Below are 19,295 nucleotides of genomic sequence, written 5' to 3'. Positions count from 1 at the left end.
ATGAAGCACGGGGCCACCACCCTGGAGCAATGTACGGTGAAAGCTGGCAAGTCGCGTCGATGGGGATGGCTTAGCGGTCTCTGGCTGCTGGCCCTGCCGTGCGCGGCCGAAACGTTCACCAACCCCGTGTTCGTGGGGCAGGACCCATGGGTCACCTATGAGGACGGGGTGTACTACTACAGCAGCTCCCATTGCGGCGTGGCGGAGATCTGCGTCAAGCAGTCGCGCACTCTGACGGGTTTGGCCACCGCGCCATGGCAAGGGCTCTGGACGCCCCATCGCGGCAGCGATCCGAATGGCAAGGAGATCTGGGCGCCCGAGCTGCACCGCGTGAATGGCCGCTGGGTGATCTACTACGCGGCAGACGATGGCGACAACAATCACCACCGCCTGTTTGCCTTGACCTCGGATGGCAAGGGCAACGGCCTGGGCCAATTCACCGAAGCGGATACCGGCTTGCCGCACGGCCAGCTCGATGCTTCCACCGACCACTGGGGCATCGATCCCAATGTGTTTACGGCAGCGGACGGCAAGCTGTATCTCACCTGGTCCTGCACCAATCAAGGCGACTCGGCATTTCCGCAACGCATCTGCCTGGCACCGATGCGCGACGCCGTGCACGTGGACGGGCCCACGGTGTTTCTGTCGACGCCGACGGAAGCGTGGGAAACGCGTGATAAACCGATCCAGGAAGGCCCCGTGGGTTATGCCCGCGAGGGTCGCACCTATATCACGTACTCAGGCAGCGCCAGCTGGATCCCCAATGACTATGCGGTGGGTCTGCTGACGCTGGGTAAGGGCGGCTCGCCGCTCGATGCGTCGGCGTGGCACAAGTCCGGCCCGATCTTCGACCACCACGGCAAGGTCTACGGTCCGGGTTCGGTGGTGTTCGTGCCTTCGCCGGACGGCAAGCAGGCGTGGAACGTGTATCACGCCATCGAGCGCCTGGACTGCTCGCCTGCTTACGCCTGCCGCGATATCCGCATGCAGCCCATGCGCTTCGATGCGCTGGGCGCGCCTTTGCTCGGCACGCCGGTGGATCCGGGCGTGGCGATTGAGAAGCCTTCGGGCGACGACGCGGCGGCGAAGCGATGAACGTGCTTCCGCATCGACCACCACCGATCGATGGTTCCCCCCTGACCGGGCGCGCCGCTGGCTGCGCAACCTCCTCCCGCGCAATCCGCGTGCGCGCCCCGGTCAACTTTTTGTTCGCTCTCGCGCTGGTCGTTGCCAGCGCACTGGCTGCACCCGCGGCCATGGGCGCCGAAGGAACGTGGACGACCGCGTGGGGTGTGGCACCGCTGCGCAATCCGATCGAGCCCAACATCCAGTTGCCGCAGCCGCCGAAGAATCTGCCCATCGCAGGGCAGACCGTGCGCGAAATGCTGACCGTCGGTGTCGGCGGCGGCCATGTTCGTCTGCACCTGGACAATCGCTATGGTGCGACGCCCGTCGACATCGGCGCCATCACCGTAGCCCGCGCCGCAGCGCACGGAGAAAGCATCGAAGTATCGACGCTGATGCACCTCACGGTGCAGGGCAAACGTGCCTTCACGCTACCGGCGAAAAGCGCAATCGACACCGATGCGCTGCCGTTCGAACTGCACGCGGGCCAGCGGCTGGCGGTGAGTCTCTACGTGCCAGGTCGCGCGGAGCCGGCGTCCTGGCATACGGACTCACGTATGAGGCAGTCGTTGTCCGGCGCCGGCGACCATACCGGCGACGTCTCCTTCACCGACGCCACTACGGCGCCGGGCTATGACTGGCTGACGCGAGTCGATGTGATGACGGCGACGCCCACGCCGGTGCTGGTGGCCCTGGGTGATTCCATCACCAACGGGTTCCGCGCCAGCGTGGGAAACAGCTATCCCGAGCAATTGGCTGCCCGGCTGGCGAATGCGGGCTGCGTGACGCCGGTGATCAACATGGGTATCGACGGCAACCCGGTGGCTGGTGCCCTCGGCAATTTCGGCCAGGGCGAGCCCATGCTGGAACGGCTGTCGCCGGACGTGTTGTCGGTGAGCGGCGCCAGATTCCTGCTGTTGCTGGGCGGCATCAACGACATCGGCGAGCCGACCATGGCGGCGCACGCGGCCGGCCTTGCGCAGCCCGATGCCAACGCCATGGCGACACCGGTGATCGCGGCACTGCAGCGTATCGCCGAGCGCGCGAAGCAACATGGCCTGACCGTTTACGGCGCCACCTTGCCACCCTTCGGCGGCACCGAGAACGCATTTACGCCGCAAGGTGAAGTAGCGCGCCAAACCATCAACGCATGGGTGCGGCAGGCCACGGTTTACCAAGGCGTGGCCGATTTCGACGCGGCGTTGCGCGATCCCGCACAACCCACACGCATGCAGACGCGCTTCGACAGCGGCGACCACATTCATCCGAACGACGAGGGCTATCGCGCCATGGCCCAGGCGGTTCCGTTGGCCTGGTTGGGATGCCAGGCCGGCCACGCGTCGAGATCGCGCAAGCAACACCGGATTTCCAAACGAACAGGCACCGCTGGGGAGTGAAGGCAGTGCCCTGATCACGACAACGCCGGCGTCAGCCGGTGAGCTATGACCTCTGAGGGGAGGCTTTCCATGATTCGCACACAGATCCACAGAACCTTGTTGGCAGCCGCTATCGCCGCCTCGTTCGGCGTCGCGCACGCTGCCGATGCACCGGCAGCGCCTGCCGATCCGCAACAGTCGACGGACACCACCACGCCGCCCGCCAATGCACCCAAGAAGGCGGCCACCGCCTCCGACGCGCAACAGAAAGACGCCGTGAACCTGTCAGGCGTGGTGGTGACGCCGCTGCGCGAGAGCTTGCAGAGCGCGCAAACGCTCAAGCAGGACTCGCGCATGATCACCGACTCGATCGTGGCCGAGGACATCGGCAAGCTGCCCGACAACAGCGTGGCCGACGCACTGCAGCGCATCACCGGCGTGCAGGTGGCGCAGGGCTTCCAGGGCGAAACCAGCTCGGTGGTGATTCGCGGCCTGCCCAATGTGATCACCACGCTCAACGGCCGCGAAATCTTCAGCGGCGTGGGCCGCGCGTTCGCGTTCCAGAACCTGCCGGCCACGGCGGTGAAAACCGTGCAGGTCTACAAGACCAGCGAAGCGAGCCTGCCCGATGGCGGCATTGCCGGCATGGTCGACATGCAGCTGTTCCGTCCGTTCGACTTCGACGGCGCCAAGGTGGCTGCGTCGCTCAACGAGACGCACAGCAAGTACGGCGATCACACCGACCCGACCGGCAGCTTGCTGCTCAGCGATCGCTGGAAGACCGACCTCGGCGAGTTCGGCGCCCTGATGAACGTCGGTTACGACCGGCAGCATTACGCCTATAACGCTGTGTGGGACGACTTCCCGAAAGTGTTGACCACCGGTGCCGGCGATCCCGTGCGAACGTCCAGCGGGAATCTCATCTCCGCCCCGAACGGTTTCGGCGCCGACTACAACATCGGCGACCGCACGCGCCAGGAATTCAACTACGCGCTGCAGTGGAAGCCCAACGACAGCACCGAGATCTACGTCGAAGGCCTGTACGACTGGGATTCGGACAACTACAACCAGCCGTTCTTCTTCAGCTTCCCGGTCGGCTCGGTCGATCCGCAGAACATCAAGGTCACCAACAACTGCTACGCCAACCAGTTGACCGGTTCGACCTATTACGGCCAGACGATCTGCGATGCGGCCAGTGGCACCTGGACCGGCAACACCTATGCGGCCACCAGCACGCAGGCGCACCAGGAATGGGGCCACGACATCCAGAACTCGATCGGTGCCAAGTGGCATGGCGATCGCCTGAACCTGTCGACCGACCTGTCGTTCAACTCCACCTCGTTCCATGAGCAGACCATCATCGTCGACACCTTCCTGAAGGCGCCGATCACCACCGTGTGGAATGGCGCGCAGAACTGGCAGTTGCTCGGCAATCCGGCCAACAACCCGTCGAACTACTACCTCAACGGCCTGTTCCAGACCTGGAACAACCAGCGCGGCGAGCAGACGGCGTGGCGCGGCGACGGCAACTACGATCTCAACGGCAGCTTCTTCCAGTACATCGACTTCGGCCTGCGTTATTCCGATCACAAGGCGCAGTACAACGGCAGCGTCGAGATCTCCACGCCACCGCCGGGTGGAACGGGCGATATCTCGCTCAATCCCAATCCGGCCAACCAGGTGATCGCGCGCTTCCCCAGCGGCTACTTCTGCAGCCAGCCGACCACCAACGCGATTCCGGTACCGTGGCTCAGCGGTTGCTTCAACTACCTGACCAACAATGCCGATGCCATTCGCACGCTGTACGGCGTACCGACGGGCCTGGCCGCGGAGAACCCGGGCCGCTTCTATCACATCGATGAGAAGTCCTACGCCGGTTACTTCCAGATTGGTTACGGCAACGACTTGTGGGGCATGCCGTTCGATGGCTTGATGGGCATGCGCGTGGAACGCGTGAAGCGCAACCTCGATGCGTTCTCCTATGACGCTTCCACCAACACGTACACGCCGCTATCCGACGGCACCAACGCACCGGTGTATCTGCCGAACCTCAGCTTCAACCTGCACATCAAGGACAACCTGCAGTTGCGCCTGGTAGCGGCGAAGACGCTGACGTATCCGGACTTCGGCCAGCTCAACCCGTCGTTGTCGCTCAACCCCGGCACGATCAACCGTGCCGGCGTGGCCAGCAGCGGCAACCCAGACCTGAAGCCGATCCGCTCGAACAACTACGACGCCTCGCTGGAGTACTACTTCGCGCCGGCCAGCTACGTTAGCGGCAGCGTGTTCTATCGCGACATCAACGGCTACATCCAGAACTACGTGACGGATGTGACCATCGGTGGCCAGCCGTACCAGCTCAACTCGCCGCAGAGCGCGGGCTCGGGTCACCTGGACGGTGCGGAAGTCGCGTACCAGCAGTTCTTCGACTTCCTGCCCGAACCGTTGAACGGCCTGGGCGTGCAGCTCAACTACACCTATATCGAAGGCTCCACGCGTTCGCCGCAGTTCATCGGCGGCCCGGTGGTCACCTCGCCGCTGCAGAACGTGTCCAAGAACAACGGCAATGCCGTGCTGATGTATGAAAAGTTCGGCTGGTCCGCACGACTGGCGTACAACTACCGCAGCCGCTTCATCGATGGTTTCAACCAGCCGACCGTGGCGGGCGTGAACGACGAGATCAAGCCGGCCAACCAGGTCGACTTCTCGCTCGGTTACGACATCAACAAGTACTTCACCGTGGTGTTCAACGCGACCAATATCCTCGGTGCGAACCTGCACCAGTATTGGGGCGATGGCGATACGCGCCCGCGTGACATCCGTTACCAGGACCGTACCTACGGCCTGGGCGTGCGCTTCAAGCTGTAACCCTCTCCCACTGGGCGGGAGCGGTAGTGACATGCCGTTCCCGCCATTTTTTGGGAAGCATCTTCGACAGTGCGCCGTGGCCGGCGTGAACAGGGAATTCGTGCATGACTCGCTTGACCTTCGCTTTGTCCACTCTTGCCGTGTGCATCGCTTCGGCGATGTCCAGCCCGACGCTGGCGCAAGAGACGCCAGATCCCGTGGTCGGCACGCATCTGGTCGACGGCTCCGGCTATGTATCGGTGACGCGCATCGAGCACGGTTCGCCGGAAGACAAAGGCCGCCTGCTGATGGCGTTCGAACAGGACGGCATGGCGGGTGTGCCGCTATGGGAAAGTCGCGACGGTGGCGACCACTGGCGTTACCTGATGAACGTCACCGACCAGACGCATACGAAGGACAAGAACTGGCAGCTGCGCTGGCAGCCGCACATCACCGAACTGCGGCGCTCTAGCGGCGATCTTCCGGCCGGCACGCTGGTGCTCTCGGCCAATGCCACTGGCAACGATGCGAAGGGCAGGGTGAACGAGGAAGACCTGCAGATGTACACCTCCACCGATGCCGGCAAGACCTGGCATTACCGCAGCTCGATCATCAAGGGCGGCGGCCGGCCGGAGGACAAGGACAACAAGGGCGTGTGGGAAACCAACATCCACGTGCTCGATGACGGCCGCCTGGTGGCCTATTACTCCACCGAGCAGCACAAGGCCGAAGGCTACAACCAGGCGCTGGGACACAAGGTCTCCGACGACGGCGGCAAGCACTGGGGCAAGGAAGTGCTCGACGTCGCCATCCCCGGCGGTGTGCAGCGGCCCGGCATGGCCGTGGTCACGCGCCTGGGCGATGGCCGCTACGCGATGACCTACGAGAATATCGATGGCCCGAACAACGGCCAGGTGTTCATCAAGTTCAGCCGCGATGGTTTGGACTGGGGCGATCCGCAACGCCACGGCGAACCGGTGATGACGCTCTCCGGCTTCTGGCCTGCAGCGTGTCCGGTGGTGACGTGGTTCCCACTGGGCGGTCCCGAGGGCGTGATCGTGATCTCCGCCGAGCGTGGCGGCGGCGGCGCGGAAGAGGGTGGCCGCGATCTGTACTGGAACAATGCTTCCGGCCGTGGCCCGTGGTGGGAGGTGCGGGCACCGGTGCAGAAGCGCACCGGCAACATCCATGCAGGCTGGACACAGGCGCTGCTGCTGCGCGACGACGGCCGCATGTTGCACATCACGACCTCGTCGTCGCCCGATGCGCCGACCAGCGTGAAGCACAACGAGGTGCTCTACAACTCGGCGACTTTGAATTTCCATCGCTACGAAGCGGAGGATGCGCAGTTCAGCAATGCCGTGGCGGTGCCGAATCGGCAATCCTCCAACCTGCGCAGGGCGCGACTCGCTGCCGGTCCGGAAGGACGCTTGCGTTTCGTGGTGAACAGCACCGGCGGCCAGCATGCCCTGGTCGTGCGCTTCAGCGATCTTGGATTGGCCTCGCAGCCATCCATCGTGGTCAACGGTTCGCGACTCGGGAACGTCAACGTGACCAAGACCGACGATGGCTGGCAATTGGAGAACGTCTCCGCGTCGCTGTTGCCGGGCTTCAACACCATCGACGTGGACGGCGGCGCGCACGCGGTCGATGTCGACTATCTGCAGATCGACGGCGATGCCGCCACGGCAGGTCAGCCATGATGAAGCGTAGTCGTGTGAAGCCAGTATTCGCCGCGGCGGCAGGCGTTCTCTTTGCCATGGCGGCGCAGGCGCAAACACCGGCGGCGATGCATCCGCTGCTGCCAACGGGCCCCGACCCATGGGTGACGCAGCGCGACGGTGTGTATTACTACACGAGCACCGAAGGCAACCGCATCTCGCTGCGCAAGGCCACGGACATGACGCGCCTGGCCGACGCCACGCCCGTGGTGGTGTGGCGTCCACCGGCCGAAGGCGCAAACTCCCATTCGATCTGGGCGCCGGAGCTGCATTTCCTCGACGGCAAGTGGTACCTGTACTACTCGGCCTCCGACAAGGCACATGACGACGACGCGCATCGCCACGTCTGGGTGCTGGAGAATGCCTCGGCCGATCCCACCCAAGGCGAGTGGGTCGACAAAGGCATGCTGAAGACCCATCTCACCGGCATCGACGGCACGGTGTTCGATCACGCAGGCAAACGCTACTTCGTCTATTCCGCCTATGTCGACGATCACAGCGACCTGATCATCGCGCCGATGAGCAACCCCTGGACGCTGGGCGAACCGCAGGTGGACATTGCCCATCCCACCTACTCATGGGAGATGCAGGGCGGCCGCAAGATTCTCGAAGCGCCGGAGTTCATCGAGGGGCCCAAGGGTGAAGTGTTCCTCACCTATTCCGCCAGCGCCTGCTGGTCCGATGGTTATTCCCTCGGCCTGCTGAGCGCGAAGGCGAACGCCAACCTGCTCGATCCCGCCTCGTGGCGCAAATCGCCCACGCAGGCGCTGGCCAGTTCACCCGCGCACGGCTTCTACGCGCCGGGCCACAACGGCTTCTTCAAGTCGCCCGATGGCAAGCAGGACTGGATCATCTTCCATGCCAACGGCGGACCGGACTGGAAATGCACGGCGCGCAGGGCGCCGTACATCATGCCGTTCTCGTGGAGCGACAAGGGCGAGCCGGATTTCATGAGCGGCAAGTGAGCCGCCATCCATCTTCATGCTGTTCCAACACCCTCTGAGTAACCATCAGGCGTTCTCAGGCGAAATAACTGTGATCGTTACCTGATCCGTTAGCGCTACTGGAGGTTGTTCATCATGAAAGTCAGCTATTTGAAGCAGAAACTGCTCTTTGCCGGCGTGGCCGTCGCCATGTCGGTCGCCCTGCCTGCCATGGCCGCGGATCCAGCGGTGCATGTGCGCGGAACCGTGACGGATGTAACGGCCACCGGCTTTACGGTGCAAACGGCAACGGGCACGCAGAACGTCGCGATGGCAGCGGACACGCATATCGCGGGTGTGGTGCCGAGCAATCTGGATGCGATCCAGCCGGGTTCGTACATCGGTTCGGCCAACGTGCCGCGCGGTGCTTCCGCCAACGCACTGGAAGTGGTGGTGTTTCCACCGGCGATGAAGGGCACGGGCCTGGGCGATTACGCCTGGGATCTGCCCGCCCACGGCGGTGGCGGGTCGGCCATGACCAACGGCAGCGTGACCTCGTCGGCGATGACCAATGGGACCGTCAAGAGCAGCAAGGCAGGTGGTGCGGCCACGAACTCGGCGATGACCAACGGTACGGTGAAGGCGGCCAGCGGAAGCGGGGCACGCACGCTGGTGGTCGATTACGGTTCGGGCGAGAAGACCATCGTGGTATCGGCGACTACGCCGGTAGTGACGTTCGCGCCCGCGGATAAGAGCGCCATCGTCAAAGGTGCGCGTGTGTTCGTGGCGGGCAAACCGGGCAACCCGGTGGCTGCCGGCTTTGTGGCGGTCGGGCTGAACGGTACCGCGCCACCGATGTAACGCTCGACGCGGTCGAGCCGTCGCGGCGATCCGAACTTTGTCCATGCACTATGGACAAGTTCGGATCGCCTTTCTGCAGCGTGAGATCGCCGGCCGCGGATCAGATGCCGGCGTACCACTCGTAGCCCTGGTCTTCCCAGTAGCCGCCATTGCCGTCACCAATGTCCTTGAAAGAACTCACCAGCTCGATGCGGCTGATGTACTTGGCCTGTTTGTAGCCGAGCTGCCGACCAAGGCGGAGGCGCAATGGCGCGCCGTTCGGTATCGGCAGCGGCTGGTCGTTCAATGCGAAGGCAAGCAGGGTCTGTGGGTGTCTCGCTTCCAGGATGTCCACGCTCTCGTAGTAGGGCGTATCGACGTCCATTTCGTCGAAGCAATGGAACACGACGAATTTAGCCTGCTCGCTTACGCCCACATGGTCGAGTACGGCCGAGAGCTGGGTGCCCCGCCACTTGCCGATCGCGCTCCAGCCTTCCACGCAATCGTGCCGGGTGATCTGGGTGCGGTCGTCCAGCTTTTTCAGGTCGTCGATCGATAGCTTCGCCGGTCGGTTGACCAGTCCGTCCACTTGCAACTGGTAGTCGCGAAACTGGTTCGCCATCAAGGCCTGGTAGGCGGGCGTGTCTGGCATGGTGGTGCCATTGGGATGGAACACCGGCGAGATATCGGCCTCGGAATACTCCTTCGCCATGGCGCTGGAAGGTGAAAGCAGCGCCTGCACGCGACGGTTCAACCCTTCGGCACTGCCCAACACCCGGGCGCCCAGGCCGCTCTGGGAAATGCGGTCGCAACCGGCAAGGAGCACACCTACGGCCCCCATGCCGGCCATGCGAAGAAACGATCGGCGATCACTCATGGCGAGGGTCCTCCACGATGGGCGTTTGTGCGGTGACGGTGCGGTCGGGAGCCAATTCAGCAGGCACTACGGTTTCCGGTACTGCAGCGACGGGCATCGCCGGCTCGGGCTTGACCGAATCGACTTTGTAATAGCCGGTGACCATTCCGCGCAGCTGATTGAAGACACCACTGACCAATACTTCGAAGAGATGAATCACCACGAAGGCCACAAACGCCCAGGCAATGATGAAATGAATCGACCTGGCCGACTGACGCCCGCCCACGGCCTCCACCAACGGCGAGAGTACGGCATCCATGCGCGGGGACATCGCCACGCCCATCAGCACAATGCCGATGCCGAAAACGAAAATCACGCACAGATAAGCGAGCCGTTGCAGGATGTTGTAGCGCAGCGCCTCGGCCCCATGGGGGTGCTTGAAACGGACATGATCGAGGATCGAGCGGCCTATGCCACGCCAATCGGCACGCGTCGGCCACATGTCGCGTTGCAGATGCTTTCTGGCAAGCGAGTAGCCGATATAGCAAAGTCCGTTGAGTACAAACACCCAGGCAAAAAAGAAGTGCCACCGCCGGCCCATGGCCAACCAGCCTGCGCTGGGAACCGTCAGCCAGGAAGGAAAGCCGCGCGCCACCGGCGTGCCGTCGCTACCTTTGGAAACGCCGAGTACGCCGGTAGTGGTGACCTGATGCTGCCCGATGCGCGTGATCCCGACCAGGTTTCCTGCAGCATCCTCCTGCGCACCGAGGGATAGCCATTCCTTGCCCTGATCGGATCGATTGCCCCAATAAAGATTCGGGTGCGCGTTGAAGATCTGCAGACCGCTGAACAGCATCAACGTCAACGCAATCACGTTGATCCAATGCATGATCCGTATCGGCAGCGTGTGCCGGTAAACCAGCCGTGAAGAAGCCTTCGAGGACCCGGGCTTCACGGAAGCGGTGGTGGTTTCGACGGCGCTTTGGGCATTCATGGCGGTGCACTCCGGAAGCGCTGGCAGGCCAGTATCGCCGCAGTGTACTCGCGACAGGATTCGCTGGGGCACGTGACCACCCGGTCGGCCCGCATCATGGTGGGGTGCTTTCTTATTCCACTGTTTTGGTGATGGGCTGCTGCCCCGGTCTGGCCCAGGCCACAGCCGGCCGGCAAAGGCAGCCGGCTTCAGACGGGAGAGCCGGAGGGCTGGGAAGCTTCGACTTCCCGCGCTCCGAGGGTTGGCCTCATCGATCCAGCTTCAGGCAGAAGCCGTTGAAGACCCTTTGCTTCGCACGTCACCGGCTGACCTCATAAGGATCAGTGCGAACAACAGCGCCGTGAATACGCCGTAGGCATATTGGCTCCGCGACACCCCCGTTCCAAACGGAAACCAGATTCCCGGGATTCCCAGGGCGTTGAGTTCCGTCGCGAACAGGCCAACACCCACGAAGATGGCTGCGAGTGCTGCCAGCCAAGTGGAAAGCTTTGCCGATCGGGCCACGCCAAGGCCAACGATCCAGAGGTAAAGCGCGGCCAATGCCAGGCGCAAGCCCATGACGACGACATGGGCAACGGCCTTGAATCCTTGCGTCGCGTCCGGCGCGAACCACGGACGGCCGATGCATGCAAAAGCAATATAAGCCAACGTCAGCACGCTGATGGCGTACCCAAGCCACGGGTGTCTGTTCAAACGAAACCAATCGCGCCATGCCAGCAGCCATGCCGCCAGGGTGAGTGGCTTCAGGATCACCGTGACCGCGATGTCGTAACCGCGCAGGCTCACATAGGGCGTCCAGAAGAACAGGACCTGCTGTGCGCGAAGTAGTGCAAGGCAGAGCAGTGCAACGACAAGCCACCGATAGCCATCGCCGGTTCTGCCTGCCATCAATGCAAGAACCATGATCGCGAGCATCACAAAGGCCAGCGGTTCCGCCGCATCCACCACATAACCCTTGAACGTTTGCAACCACTGCAACTGGTGCAGCTGCTGGATGGCTTCGGCGTCGCCCATCACCGGCGCGATATGCATGCCGCCGCTTTCCCCACCCGCTTCAAGCGGATCCAGCCAGACGCGGAAGGCAATGACGTAGGTCTGCGTGTCTGTGGAAGGCGACGAGGGAAGTGGAAACACGCTGGGGCGCACCGCGTACACGGTGGGTGGCGAACGTGAGAACCCGCCCGGTCCGCCAAGCATTTTTCCGTTGACATAGAGTTGATATGTCGAATCGACCAGGGTCGGCCCCGCCAACGCAAGCGCCCTACCGCTATCGCCATGCACGGTGACTTTCGTGCGGTACCACGCGTAGCCGGTGTAGCCTGCGTGGCCGCGTTGACTCCATCCCGTGACGTAGCCCGGTAATCCGACGTCACCGTCATGCGCACCCGGTGCGGGCGTGAGATCTACGGTTTCCCATTCGCCATCATCGAAGTCCGGCGAGGCCCAGCGATCATCGTCGCCGACGCGAAATCGCCAGGGTTCATTCAATGGAACGGTCGAATGTCCAAGGACGATGCTTGCGTCTGGCGCAGGACTGGACGTTGCCTGTGCGCTTTCGATAGGGAGAGCCACGAGCAGGCACAGCGAAACCAGAAGCCCTGACCACCGCATCGCATCGCTCCGTGAAGAGTCTCGGCTGGAGTCTAAGTGCGTCCAGGGGAAAACGCACCGACGGGTCGATCAAGGCGTGGAAGATCCCGCAAGGGCATGATCAAAGCTGATGGGAGTGAGGAACTCATGGTTTGCTCGCTTGGTTGCGTTGGCGCGTTGCACGCTAGCAACCTGACGCCGCCGTGTCGGCACAGGCGGGACGAAAGGTCGGCTTGCTGTGACAAGAGGTGTCCGTTTCAGGAGTTGCGGTACGGCGATGATGATTGGTTGGCACGGCGACGCATGAGCAGAAGTCGGAACCGGAATGGACGCTTCCTTGAGTTGGTTCGCAGCCTGAAGAAGTCGGTCTCCGGCTTAGGGACGAAGCACGCGCTCTGGATTGATCATGAGCGCAGCTACCTATGTAGTTATGCTGGGTTTTCATGCAGTAGATTTTTCTTTCCATCCTTCATATGTCGAATGCGCAGAATTCCGGCACAACATCGAAGTCGGTATCGGTCGAAGGCATGCGTTTGCTTGACGTGCGAAGAAGTGATTTCGCGATCGATTCACGCCGACGCATCGACAATGACCAGCGCAGTAAGGGTTGGAACAACGCCCTCTGCATGCTCCAGAAACTGCCATCTCCGTAGTCGCCGTTCGACCTTTAAGCCCTCTCCAGGGAGTGGTCGTCATGAGCATCCCGTTCATCCAATATTTCCGCATCCTCGTTGCAGGCGATCGCAGCGAGGAAGTCAGCAGCATCATCGAGCAGGACCTGCATTTCCGGACGGTGGTGGTGTCGCCGAAGGGCATGGCTGAAGCCATTCGATCCGGTGCCGACCTGGGGGCGATCGTGGTGTCGCGTGAACTGGCGCCGGTCGCCATCGAAACGCGCGAGGCACGTGGCCTGCGCATGCCCATCTTCATGATGAGCGATCGCCACGATGAAACCTTCCACGATCCGTTCCTGAAGTCCTTGGACGGTGTCGTCATCGCCGATCTTGAAAGCCGCGATTTCTACGAGAAGCGCCTGGTGGCCTCCGTAGAGCAGTATGTGTCGAGCCTACTCACGCCGTTCTTCGGCACCTTGATGCAATACGATTTCGACGCCAATCGCACCTGGGCATGCCCGGGTCACCAGGGTGGACAAATGTTCATGCGCCATCCGGCCGGCCGGTTGTTCTACGAGCACATGGGCGAGAACGTATTCCGCGATGACATCTGCAACGCCATGGTGTCGCTGGGCGACCTGCTGATCCACGAAGGCCCCGCACTGGCGGCGCAACAAGCCGCGGCACGCGTATTCCTGGCCGACCGGACGTACTTCGTCCTCAATGGCACCTCGGCATCGAACAAGGTGGTGAACACGGCGCTGTTGACCAGCCGCGACATCGTCCTGTTCGACAGGAACAATCACAAGTCCAACCATCACGGTGCGCTGATTTTCGCCGGTGCCATTCCCGTCTATCTCCAAGCCGACCGCAATGGATTCGGCATGGTGGGTCCGATCGACTGGTCCGCGTTCGACGAGCAGTCGATCCGCGACAAGATCAGGCATCATCCGCGTCTCAAGGACACCGATGCCTGGAAGCGCGAGCGGCCTATCCGGGTCGCCATCATCGAGCAGTGCACGTATGACGGCACCGTGTACAACGCGAAGAAGGTACTGGAAAAGATCGGCCATCTTTGCGAGTACATCCACTTCGACGAGGCATGGGCGGGATTTGGCGCGTTTCATCCCCTGATGAAAGATCACTTCGGCATGAGCCTGTCGCTGACGGACAAAGACCCCGGCATCATTGCGACCCAGTCGACGCACAAGCAGCTGGCGGGTTTTTCGCAGGCCTCGCAGATCCATGTGCGCGATGCGCATATCCGCCAGCAGGCATTTCGTGTGAATCACAAGCGATTCAACGAGATGTTCATGCTGCAGGCGTCGACGTCACCGTTCTATCCGTTGTTTTCCAGCCTGGACGTCAATGCGCAAATGCATGCCGACAAGGCCGGACGCGTACTGTGGGATGACATGGTTCGGCTGGGGATCGAGGCCAGGAAGGCGATACGCAAGCGGTTCGCCGGCTTCCTCAACCCGTTCGTTCCGGATACGGTGACGTACCAGGGCGAACGCATCAAGTGGGAAGACGTGCCCACCGATGTGCTGGCCACCGAGCAGGAGTATTGGCAGCTCGATCCGCAGGAAAAGTGGCACGGCTACCGGCATCTCGGTGCCGATGCCGCCATGGTCGATCCGACCAAGCTCATGCTCACGACGCCAGGCATCGATCCAAGAACCGGCGCGTACGCCAGCAGCGGCATTCCCGCTACGGTCATCGCCAACTATCTGCGGGAGAATCATGTCATCCCGGAGAAGAACGACCTCAACAGCATTCTCTTCCTCATGACGCCCGCGGTAGGTGAGGGCAAGATGGCGATGCTGCTCGCGGCACTGGAGCGCTTCCGCGACCACTATGACGAAGACAGCCCACTGGATCAGGTCCTGCCGGGCCTCTCCCGCAAGTATCAGGAGCGATACCGCGGCTACACCGTGCGCCAGGTCGCGCAGGAAATGCACGAGTTCTATGCGTCGAAGAACGTCAAGGAGTTGCAACGCCTGAGTTTCCGCTACGAGTCGTTCCCGGAACAGGTCATGTCGGCACGCGAAGCGAACGAAGCCCTGGTCAGCGGCCGGGTGGACTTCGTGCCGATGGACGAGGTCAAGGGCCGCATTGCGGCCACGCTCGCCCTGATCTATCCGCCGGGCATTGGCATCGTCATACCGGGCGAGCGCTACGACGACCGCGCCCAGCCGATGATCGACTACTTCCTGGCCTTCGAGGAAAGCTGCAACCGGTTCCCGGGCTTTTCCTATGAAGTGCAGGGTGTCTACCAGGTGCCCGAAGGTGGCAGGGTGAGGTTCTATACCTACGTGGTCAAGGAAGGCGAAACCTGAGGCAGGGTTCGGAGTTTGCGGCGTAGATAAATGGCCCAAGCGATGCCGGGGTAGAGATGGCAACCGGTTGCAAGGCAAACATTGGGCGCCGCAGCTATCGCTAATTCCGGGGTGCATTGAAATTCGCCAGCCCAGAGCCGCATGGACGGCTCTCAAAGGAGCTGGTAGCTTCTCGCGAGCGCAAGTAATTGCGGATCGGCTCGACCGGATTGCGTCGATCCGCATGGCGGCCAGACGCTGTGGGGACAGCTTCCTGGTGGCAAGGAAGGCAACAGGGGATTGCGAATGAAGCGTACGTTTGCCCTCGCCGTGATGAGACGAGTTCTTTTCGCCGTGCTCTTCGTCGGGTTCTCGGGATTTGTTGGCGCCGGCCAAGCACCACTCGTCCACGCTCGACTCTCGGTGTCGTGCTCAACGTGCAAACGGGGCGAGCCCATCGAACTGCTCGCCGGCATAGAGAACTCATCCAACGATGTCGTCCGTGTGTATGGCGATCTTGGTTGGGGAGAGCTTGCCGGTTTCGTTCTGCACATCGAAGACGCGAACGGCAGGAGCGTAGAAGCTGCTTCCTACGACGACGACATGATCGTGCCGTCCACTCTGGACGATCCCTCCTATTACGCATCTTTACGCGAGGGGCACAGCCTCTGGATGCGTCGGGTTGCGGTAGGGAAAGCGTTGTTCCCGGCTCGTGGGACCTACACGATCTGGGTGAGTTACAGGAGCCCCGTTCCGGTGGCGCTCGCCGCCGATCGAACGCATTTCGTCTCCAGGGAAATGGGCTATGCCGAGTCCAGGAAGGTAAAGATCGTCGTCGTGGATTGAGGAAGCCATGACGCAGGGGTTGTTCTCGCCGGGAAGAAATTCCTGCAGACCCGACGAGATTGCAATGGCGCACTCAGATGTGGTTTGCCAATTTCGCCGTGAAGCATCGACTTGACTCGAAACGTCTGGAGAAGAGGCTTTCCAAATGAGCGCGAAGGGTTTCCTGAAATGGTCGAGCGCCGTATTGGCTGGCGTGATCATTGGACATGTGGGCAGTATTTTGTGAGGAAGGCGATGTATTACGTGCCCTCGCCACCGGAGAGAGTGGCTGCCGTTCCACCCCACGCCCGTTGGGCGGGTGGCGCTGATGGCGGCGCGTGGATTGCATGCAAGCCCAACGGGCGGCGCCTTTGGTGCGAGGTTTACAACGAGGACGGTGTCGCCTTTGAAAAGGGCAACTTTCTCGCGAAGTTCGACTCGGCCACGCCATCGCGCTATTCCGGCGGATCTATCGTCTTTTCGGAATTACCCCTGGAACGTGAAGCAAGATGAAGCCCGCCTAGGATAGGCAAGCGATGCGCCGCCTGCGGGCAGGCTTGGTCGGAAAATGTGCCGGGGATCTGCCATGAAACACCTTTCCATCCTGCTTGCGATGACACTTGTTCTCTGCGTAGGCTGCGCGTCGACCGGCAATGCCGACTCACGCGCCACATCACCTTTATTGGGTGTTTTCGATAGTCAACGGCAATGCTATGACGCATGGGCAACCATTCTCGATGAATGGATCAAGCAGACCGGCGGATTGCGACCGGGTCTGGAAGCCTCGCGCCGGATGATTGCCGAAGACAACCGCACGGAACTGTCGCGCCTCATACGAGCCACCTGGAAAAAGTTGGGTAGCCCCAATAACGTCTCTGCCCGCGATATTTCCGTGGCATTTACGGAGATTCTCGGGGATGAAGTGCCGTATGACTGTCGAACGATCATCTGGCTCCGGCCGTTGCTCACCGAGACGCCTGAAACCTTTGCTGCCGGAGCGAAGCAGGCTCTGCTCAACGAGGCACCCGTCGCCGATCGCATCGACAACTATACGTTCTCCGGTTGGCGCATCATCGGATTGCTTGCCCCGCAGAATCAGCTGGGCAACGTCCGTTAGGCGTCAACGCAGAATGCCTCTGATGATGGTCACGTATACCGCGCCACGATTCGCAGCTATCGACGCGACCATCCGAAGCCTTGGAACGATACGTCGACACGCATGATCCCGCCATCTCTCCCGATAGATTCGAGCAGGCGCTCTCAACGCGGTGCGGAGCCAGGCATCTGCGTACTGAGAGCGCTCTGATCAAGCGCGGGCCCATTTGATCTACCCGGCCCCGCGTGGCACGCTCGCACTCCATACCCCCGGACGGCCAGCCGTCCGAAACCCATGGAGAGATCATGCGCCGCACGTTCCTCGCTTTCGCGCTAGCCGCGAGTCTGACCACCGTCGCTTCGGCAGCGGTTCCCGCCCCCGAGCAACCGGGCCTCGCGCAGATTCGCCAGGGCGACCTGCGCGCGGACATCACCTTCCTGGCCTCGGATGCACTGCAGGGGCGTCTGTCGTTGCAGCCGGGCGATGAGGCCTCGGTGCAATGGATCGCATCGGAGTTCGCCAAGGCGGGTCTGAAGCCGGCAGCGACCGATGCGCAGGGACAGCCCAGCTTCCTGCAGGCCGTGCCGCTGGTCGAGTACCGGCCCGATGCGAAGGCCACGCTGCTAACGCTCAAGCGCGGCGGCAAGAACACCGACTGGAAGGATCCGGAAGTGTCCGGTTCGTTCCCCACCGATCAGGATGTGTCGGCTCCCGTGGTCTTCGCCGGCTACGGCATCACGGCGCCGGAGCTTGGCTACGACGACTACGCCGGCCTCGACGTGAAGGGCAAGATCGTCGTGGTGTTCGATCACGAGCCGCAGGAGAAGGACCCCAAGTCCATCTTCAACGGTACCGGCAACACGCGTGACGCCACCGGCTACGTGAAGGTGTTGAACGCGCAGGAACACGGCGCGGTGGCGGTGCTGATGGCGCCGGAGCCGTCGCACAACCACCCCTCCGCGCAGGAGGTGCGCAAGCGCATCGGTCATCAGGCCGAGCATGCGGCCAACCCGATTCCCGCACAGGTATTGGCAGACAGCCCGCTGCACATCCCCAGCATGATCATTTCCGCTGATGTGTCGAACGCGCTGTTCAGTACCAGCGGCAGCACCCCGGCAGCGTTGCAGTCGGCGATCGATGGCGACCTCAAGTCACATTCGCAGGCACTGCCGGATACCTCGATCAGCCTGCATCTGAAGAACAGCTCGCGCCGTGAAGCTACCACCTGGAATGCGGTCGGCCTGGTCGAAGGGAGCGATCCGAAGCTGGCACCCGAGACCATCATCATCAGCGCGCATCACGATCACGACGGCCAGGCCGGCGACAAGATCTGGCACGGCGCCGACGACAACGCCTCGGGCACGGTGGGTGTGGTCACGCTGGCGCGCGCATTCGGCGCCAATCCCACCAAGCCGAAGCGCTCGATCCTGTTTGCCGTGTTTGCCGGTGAAGAGCGTGGCCTGCTGGGCGCGTACTATCTCGCCGCGCATCCGCTGCGTCCGCTCGACACCACGCGCGCCATGATCAACTTCGACATGATCGGCCGCGACGAGAAGCCGAGCCCGCAGACCGATGGCCTGATCGACATCCCGGCCGATACCAGCAACCGCCTCAACCTGATCGGTGCCGCGTACAGCCCGGACTATCAGAAGACCGTGGCCAAGGCGAACGGCGACGTGGGCCTGGTGCTCGACGACCGCTTCGACCACGAGTACGCCTTGAACGTGTTCTTCCGCTCCGACCAGTTCCCGTTCGTGTTGCACAACGTGCCGGCGTTCTGGTGGTTCACCGGCTTCCATCCGGATTACCACCACCCGAGCGATACGGCCGAGAAGATCGACTATCCGAAGATGGCCAAGATCCTCAAGCTGGCCTACCTCAGCACCTGGCAGTTCGCCAACGAGGCAACGCCGCCGCGCTTCGTCTCGCATCCGGGCAGCCAGTCGGCGCCCTAAGCGGTCGTTGCGGTGATCACGAAACGCCCCGGCATGCCGGGGCGTTTTCGTTCACGGGTTGAACGGCACGCGCTGAAGAGTGGACAAAACACCATGGTTTGTACCCTTTGCACAAACTATGGTGTTCTAGATCAAACGGAAGCCGTTACAGACTATGGCGCTTTTGCGCTAGACAAAAACAACACGCACAGACACTTGTTTACATAGGCCCGCCC

General features: G+C 62.2%; 14 protein-coding genes. 11 read left to right on the top strand and 3 right to left on the bottom strand.

Going from position 1 to position 19,295, the window contains the following annotated elements; all coding sequences use genetic code 11:
* Positions 1-36: 36 nt before the first annotated feature.
* The 6 genes from ISP20_RS18530 (at position 37) to ISP20_RS18505 (ending at position 8,853) form a co-directional block, all read left to right on the top strand.
* Complete coding sequence (locus ISP20_RS18530) at positions 37-1,095, top strand: family 43 glycosylhydrolase (RefSeq protein WP_204637617.1); 1,059 nt, start codon at positions 37-39, stop codon at positions 1,093-1,095.
* Positions 1,096-1,205: 110 nt separating this feature from the next.
* Positions 1,206-2,522: a GDSL-type esterase/lipase family protein gene (locus tag ISP20_RS18525; protein ID WP_204637616.1), complete on the top strand. Its 1,317-nt coding sequence runs from the start codon at positions 1,206-1,208 to the stop codon at positions 2,520-2,522.
* A gap of 69 nt (positions 2,523-2,591) precedes the next feature.
* Positions 2,592-5,369, top strand: a complete 2,778-nt coding sequence (locus tag ISP20_RS18520) for a TonB-dependent receptor (protein ID WP_204637615.1) — start codon at positions 2,592-2,594, stop codon at positions 5,367-5,369.
* A 104-nt stretch (positions 5,370-5,473) separates the two neighbouring features.
* Positions 5,474-7,051 carry an exo-alpha-sialidase gene (locus ISP20_RS18515; RefSeq protein ID WP_204637614.1) on the top strand — a complete coding sequence of 526 codons (1,578 nt, stop codon included), beginning with the start codon at positions 5,474-5,476 and terminating at the stop codon, positions 7,049-7,051.
* Complete coding sequence (locus ISP20_RS18510) at positions 7,048-8,034, top strand: glycoside hydrolase family 43 protein (RefSeq protein ID WP_239536128.1); 987 nt, start codon at positions 7,048-7,050, stop codon at positions 8,032-8,034. The genes ISP20_RS18515 and ISP20_RS18510 overlap by 4 nt, the downstream gene beginning before the upstream one ends.
* 114 nt (positions 8,035-8,148) lie before the next feature.
* Positions 8,149-8,853: a hypothetical protein gene (locus tag ISP20_RS18505; RefSeq protein WP_204637613.1), complete on the top strand. Its 705-nt coding sequence runs from the start codon at positions 8,149-8,151 to the stop codon at positions 8,851-8,853.
* A 100-nt stretch (positions 8,854-8,953) separates the two neighbouring features.
* On the opposite strand, the gene ISP20_RS18500 is transcribed toward ISP20_RS18505, so the two are convergent.
* From ISP20_RS18500 to ISP20_RS18490, 3 genes are all read right to left on the bottom strand, one after another.
* The gene (locus ISP20_RS18500; protein ID WP_204637612.1) at positions 8,954-9,709 is read right to left on the bottom strand and encodes a molybdopterin-binding protein; all 756 of its coding nucleotides are present in this window, start codon (positions 9,707-9,709) and stop codon (positions 8,954-8,956) included.
* Positions 9,702-10,682, bottom strand: coding sequence for a cytochrome b/b6 domain-containing protein (locus tag ISP20_RS18495; protein WP_204637611.1), 981 nt, complete (start codon positions 10,680-10,682; stop codon positions 9,702-9,704). Before ISP20_RS18495 ends, ISP20_RS18500 begins: the two co-directional genes overlap by 8 nt.
* Before the next feature lie 261 nt (positions 10,683-10,943).
* Complete coding sequence (locus ISP20_RS18490) at positions 10,944-12,170, bottom strand: glycoside hydrolase family 2 (protein WP_204637610.1); 1,227 nt, start codon at positions 12,168-12,170, stop codon at positions 10,944-10,946.
* Positions 12,171-12,966: 796 nt separating this feature from the next.
* Between ISP20_RS18490 and speC the strand changes: the two genes are divergently transcribed.
* The 5 genes from speC to ISP20_RS18465 all read left to right on the top strand — a co-directional run bounded on the left by speC (position 12,967) and on the right by ISP20_RS18465 (position 19,080).
* Positions 12,967-15,225 carry an ornithine decarboxylase gene (speC, locus tag ISP20_RS18485; protein ID WP_204637609.1) on the top strand — a complete coding sequence of 753 codons (2,259 nt, stop codon included), beginning with the start codon at positions 12,967-12,969 and terminating at the stop codon, positions 15,223-15,225.
* A gap of 285 nt (positions 15,226-15,510) precedes the next feature.
* Positions 15,511-16,050: a hypothetical protein gene (locus ISP20_RS18480; RefSeq protein WP_204637608.1), complete on the top strand. Its 540-nt coding sequence runs from the start codon at positions 15,511-15,513 to the stop codon at positions 16,048-16,050.
* A 111-nt stretch (positions 16,051-16,161) separates the two neighbouring features.
* Positions 16,162-16,542 carry a hypothetical protein gene (locus tag ISP20_RS18475; protein ID WP_204637607.1) on the top strand — a complete coding sequence of 127 codons (381 nt, stop codon included), beginning with the start codon at positions 16,162-16,164 and terminating at the stop codon, positions 16,540-16,542.
* A 73-nt stretch (positions 16,543-16,615) separates the two neighbouring features.
* Positions 16,616-17,146 (top strand): hypothetical protein, encoded by a 531-nt coding sequence (locus tag ISP20_RS18470; RefSeq protein WP_204637606.1) that lies wholly within the window; start codon positions 16,616-16,618, stop codon positions 17,144-17,146.
* A 284-nt stretch (positions 17,147-17,430) separates the two neighbouring features.
* Complete coding sequence (locus tag ISP20_RS18465) at positions 17,431-19,080, top strand: M28 family peptidase (RefSeq protein ID WP_204637605.1); 1,650 nt, start codon at positions 17,431-17,433, stop codon at positions 19,078-19,080.
* The last annotated feature ends 215 nt before the right edge of the window (positions 19,081-19,295 follow it).

Origin of the sequence: Dyella kyungheensis (genome assembly GCF_016905005.1) — a bacterium.
GTDB lineage: Bacteria > Pseudomonadota > Gammaproteobacteria > Xanthomonadales > Rhodanobacteraceae > Dyella > Dyella kyungheensis.
Note: the sequence above shows the minus strand (reverse complement) of the source record. Positions and strands in the feature narration are given on the sequence as shown.

Excerpts from the sequence above, each read along its gene's own strand:
- ISP20_RS18520 (WP_204637615.1), top strand. The coding sequence starts at position 2,592 with ATGATTCGCACACAGATCCACAGAACCTTGTTGGCAGCCGCTATCGCC.
- ISP20_RS18515 (WP_204637614.1), top strand. The coding sequence starts at position 5,474 with ATGACTCGCTTGACCTTCGCTTTGTCCACTCTTGCCGTGTGCATCGCT.
- ISP20_RS18510 (WP_239536128.1), top strand. The coding sequence starts at position 7,048 with ATGATGAAGCGTAGTCGTGTGAAGCCAGTATTCGCCGCGGCGGCAGGC.
- ISP20_RS18505 (WP_204637613.1), top strand. The coding sequence starts at position 8,149 with ATGAAAGTCAGCTATTTGAAGCAGAAACTGCTCTTTGCCGGCGTGGCC.
- ISP20_RS18500 (WP_204637612.1), bottom strand. The coding sequence starts at position 9,709 with ATGAGTGATCGCCGATCGTTTCTTCGCATGGCCGGCATGGGGGCCGTA.
- ISP20_RS18495 (WP_204637611.1), bottom strand. The coding sequence starts at position 10,682 with ATGAATGCCCAAAGCGCCGTCGAAACCACCACCGCTTCCGTGAAGCCC.
- speC (WP_204637609.1), top strand. The coding sequence starts at position 12,967 with ATGAGCATCCCGTTCATCCAATATTTCCGCATCCTCGTTGCAGGCGAT.
- ISP20_RS18480 (WP_204637608.1), top strand. The coding sequence starts at position 15,511 with ATGAAGCGTACGTTTGCCCTCGCCGTGATGAGACGAGTTCTTTTCGCC.
- ISP20_RS18470 (WP_204637606.1), top strand. The coding sequence starts at position 16,616 with ATGAAACACCTTTCCATCCTGCTTGCGATGACACTTGTTCTCTGCGTA.
- ISP20_RS18465 (WP_204637605.1), top strand. The coding sequence starts at position 17,431 with ATGCGCCGCACGTTCCTCGCTTTCGCGCTAGCCGCGAGTCTGACCACC.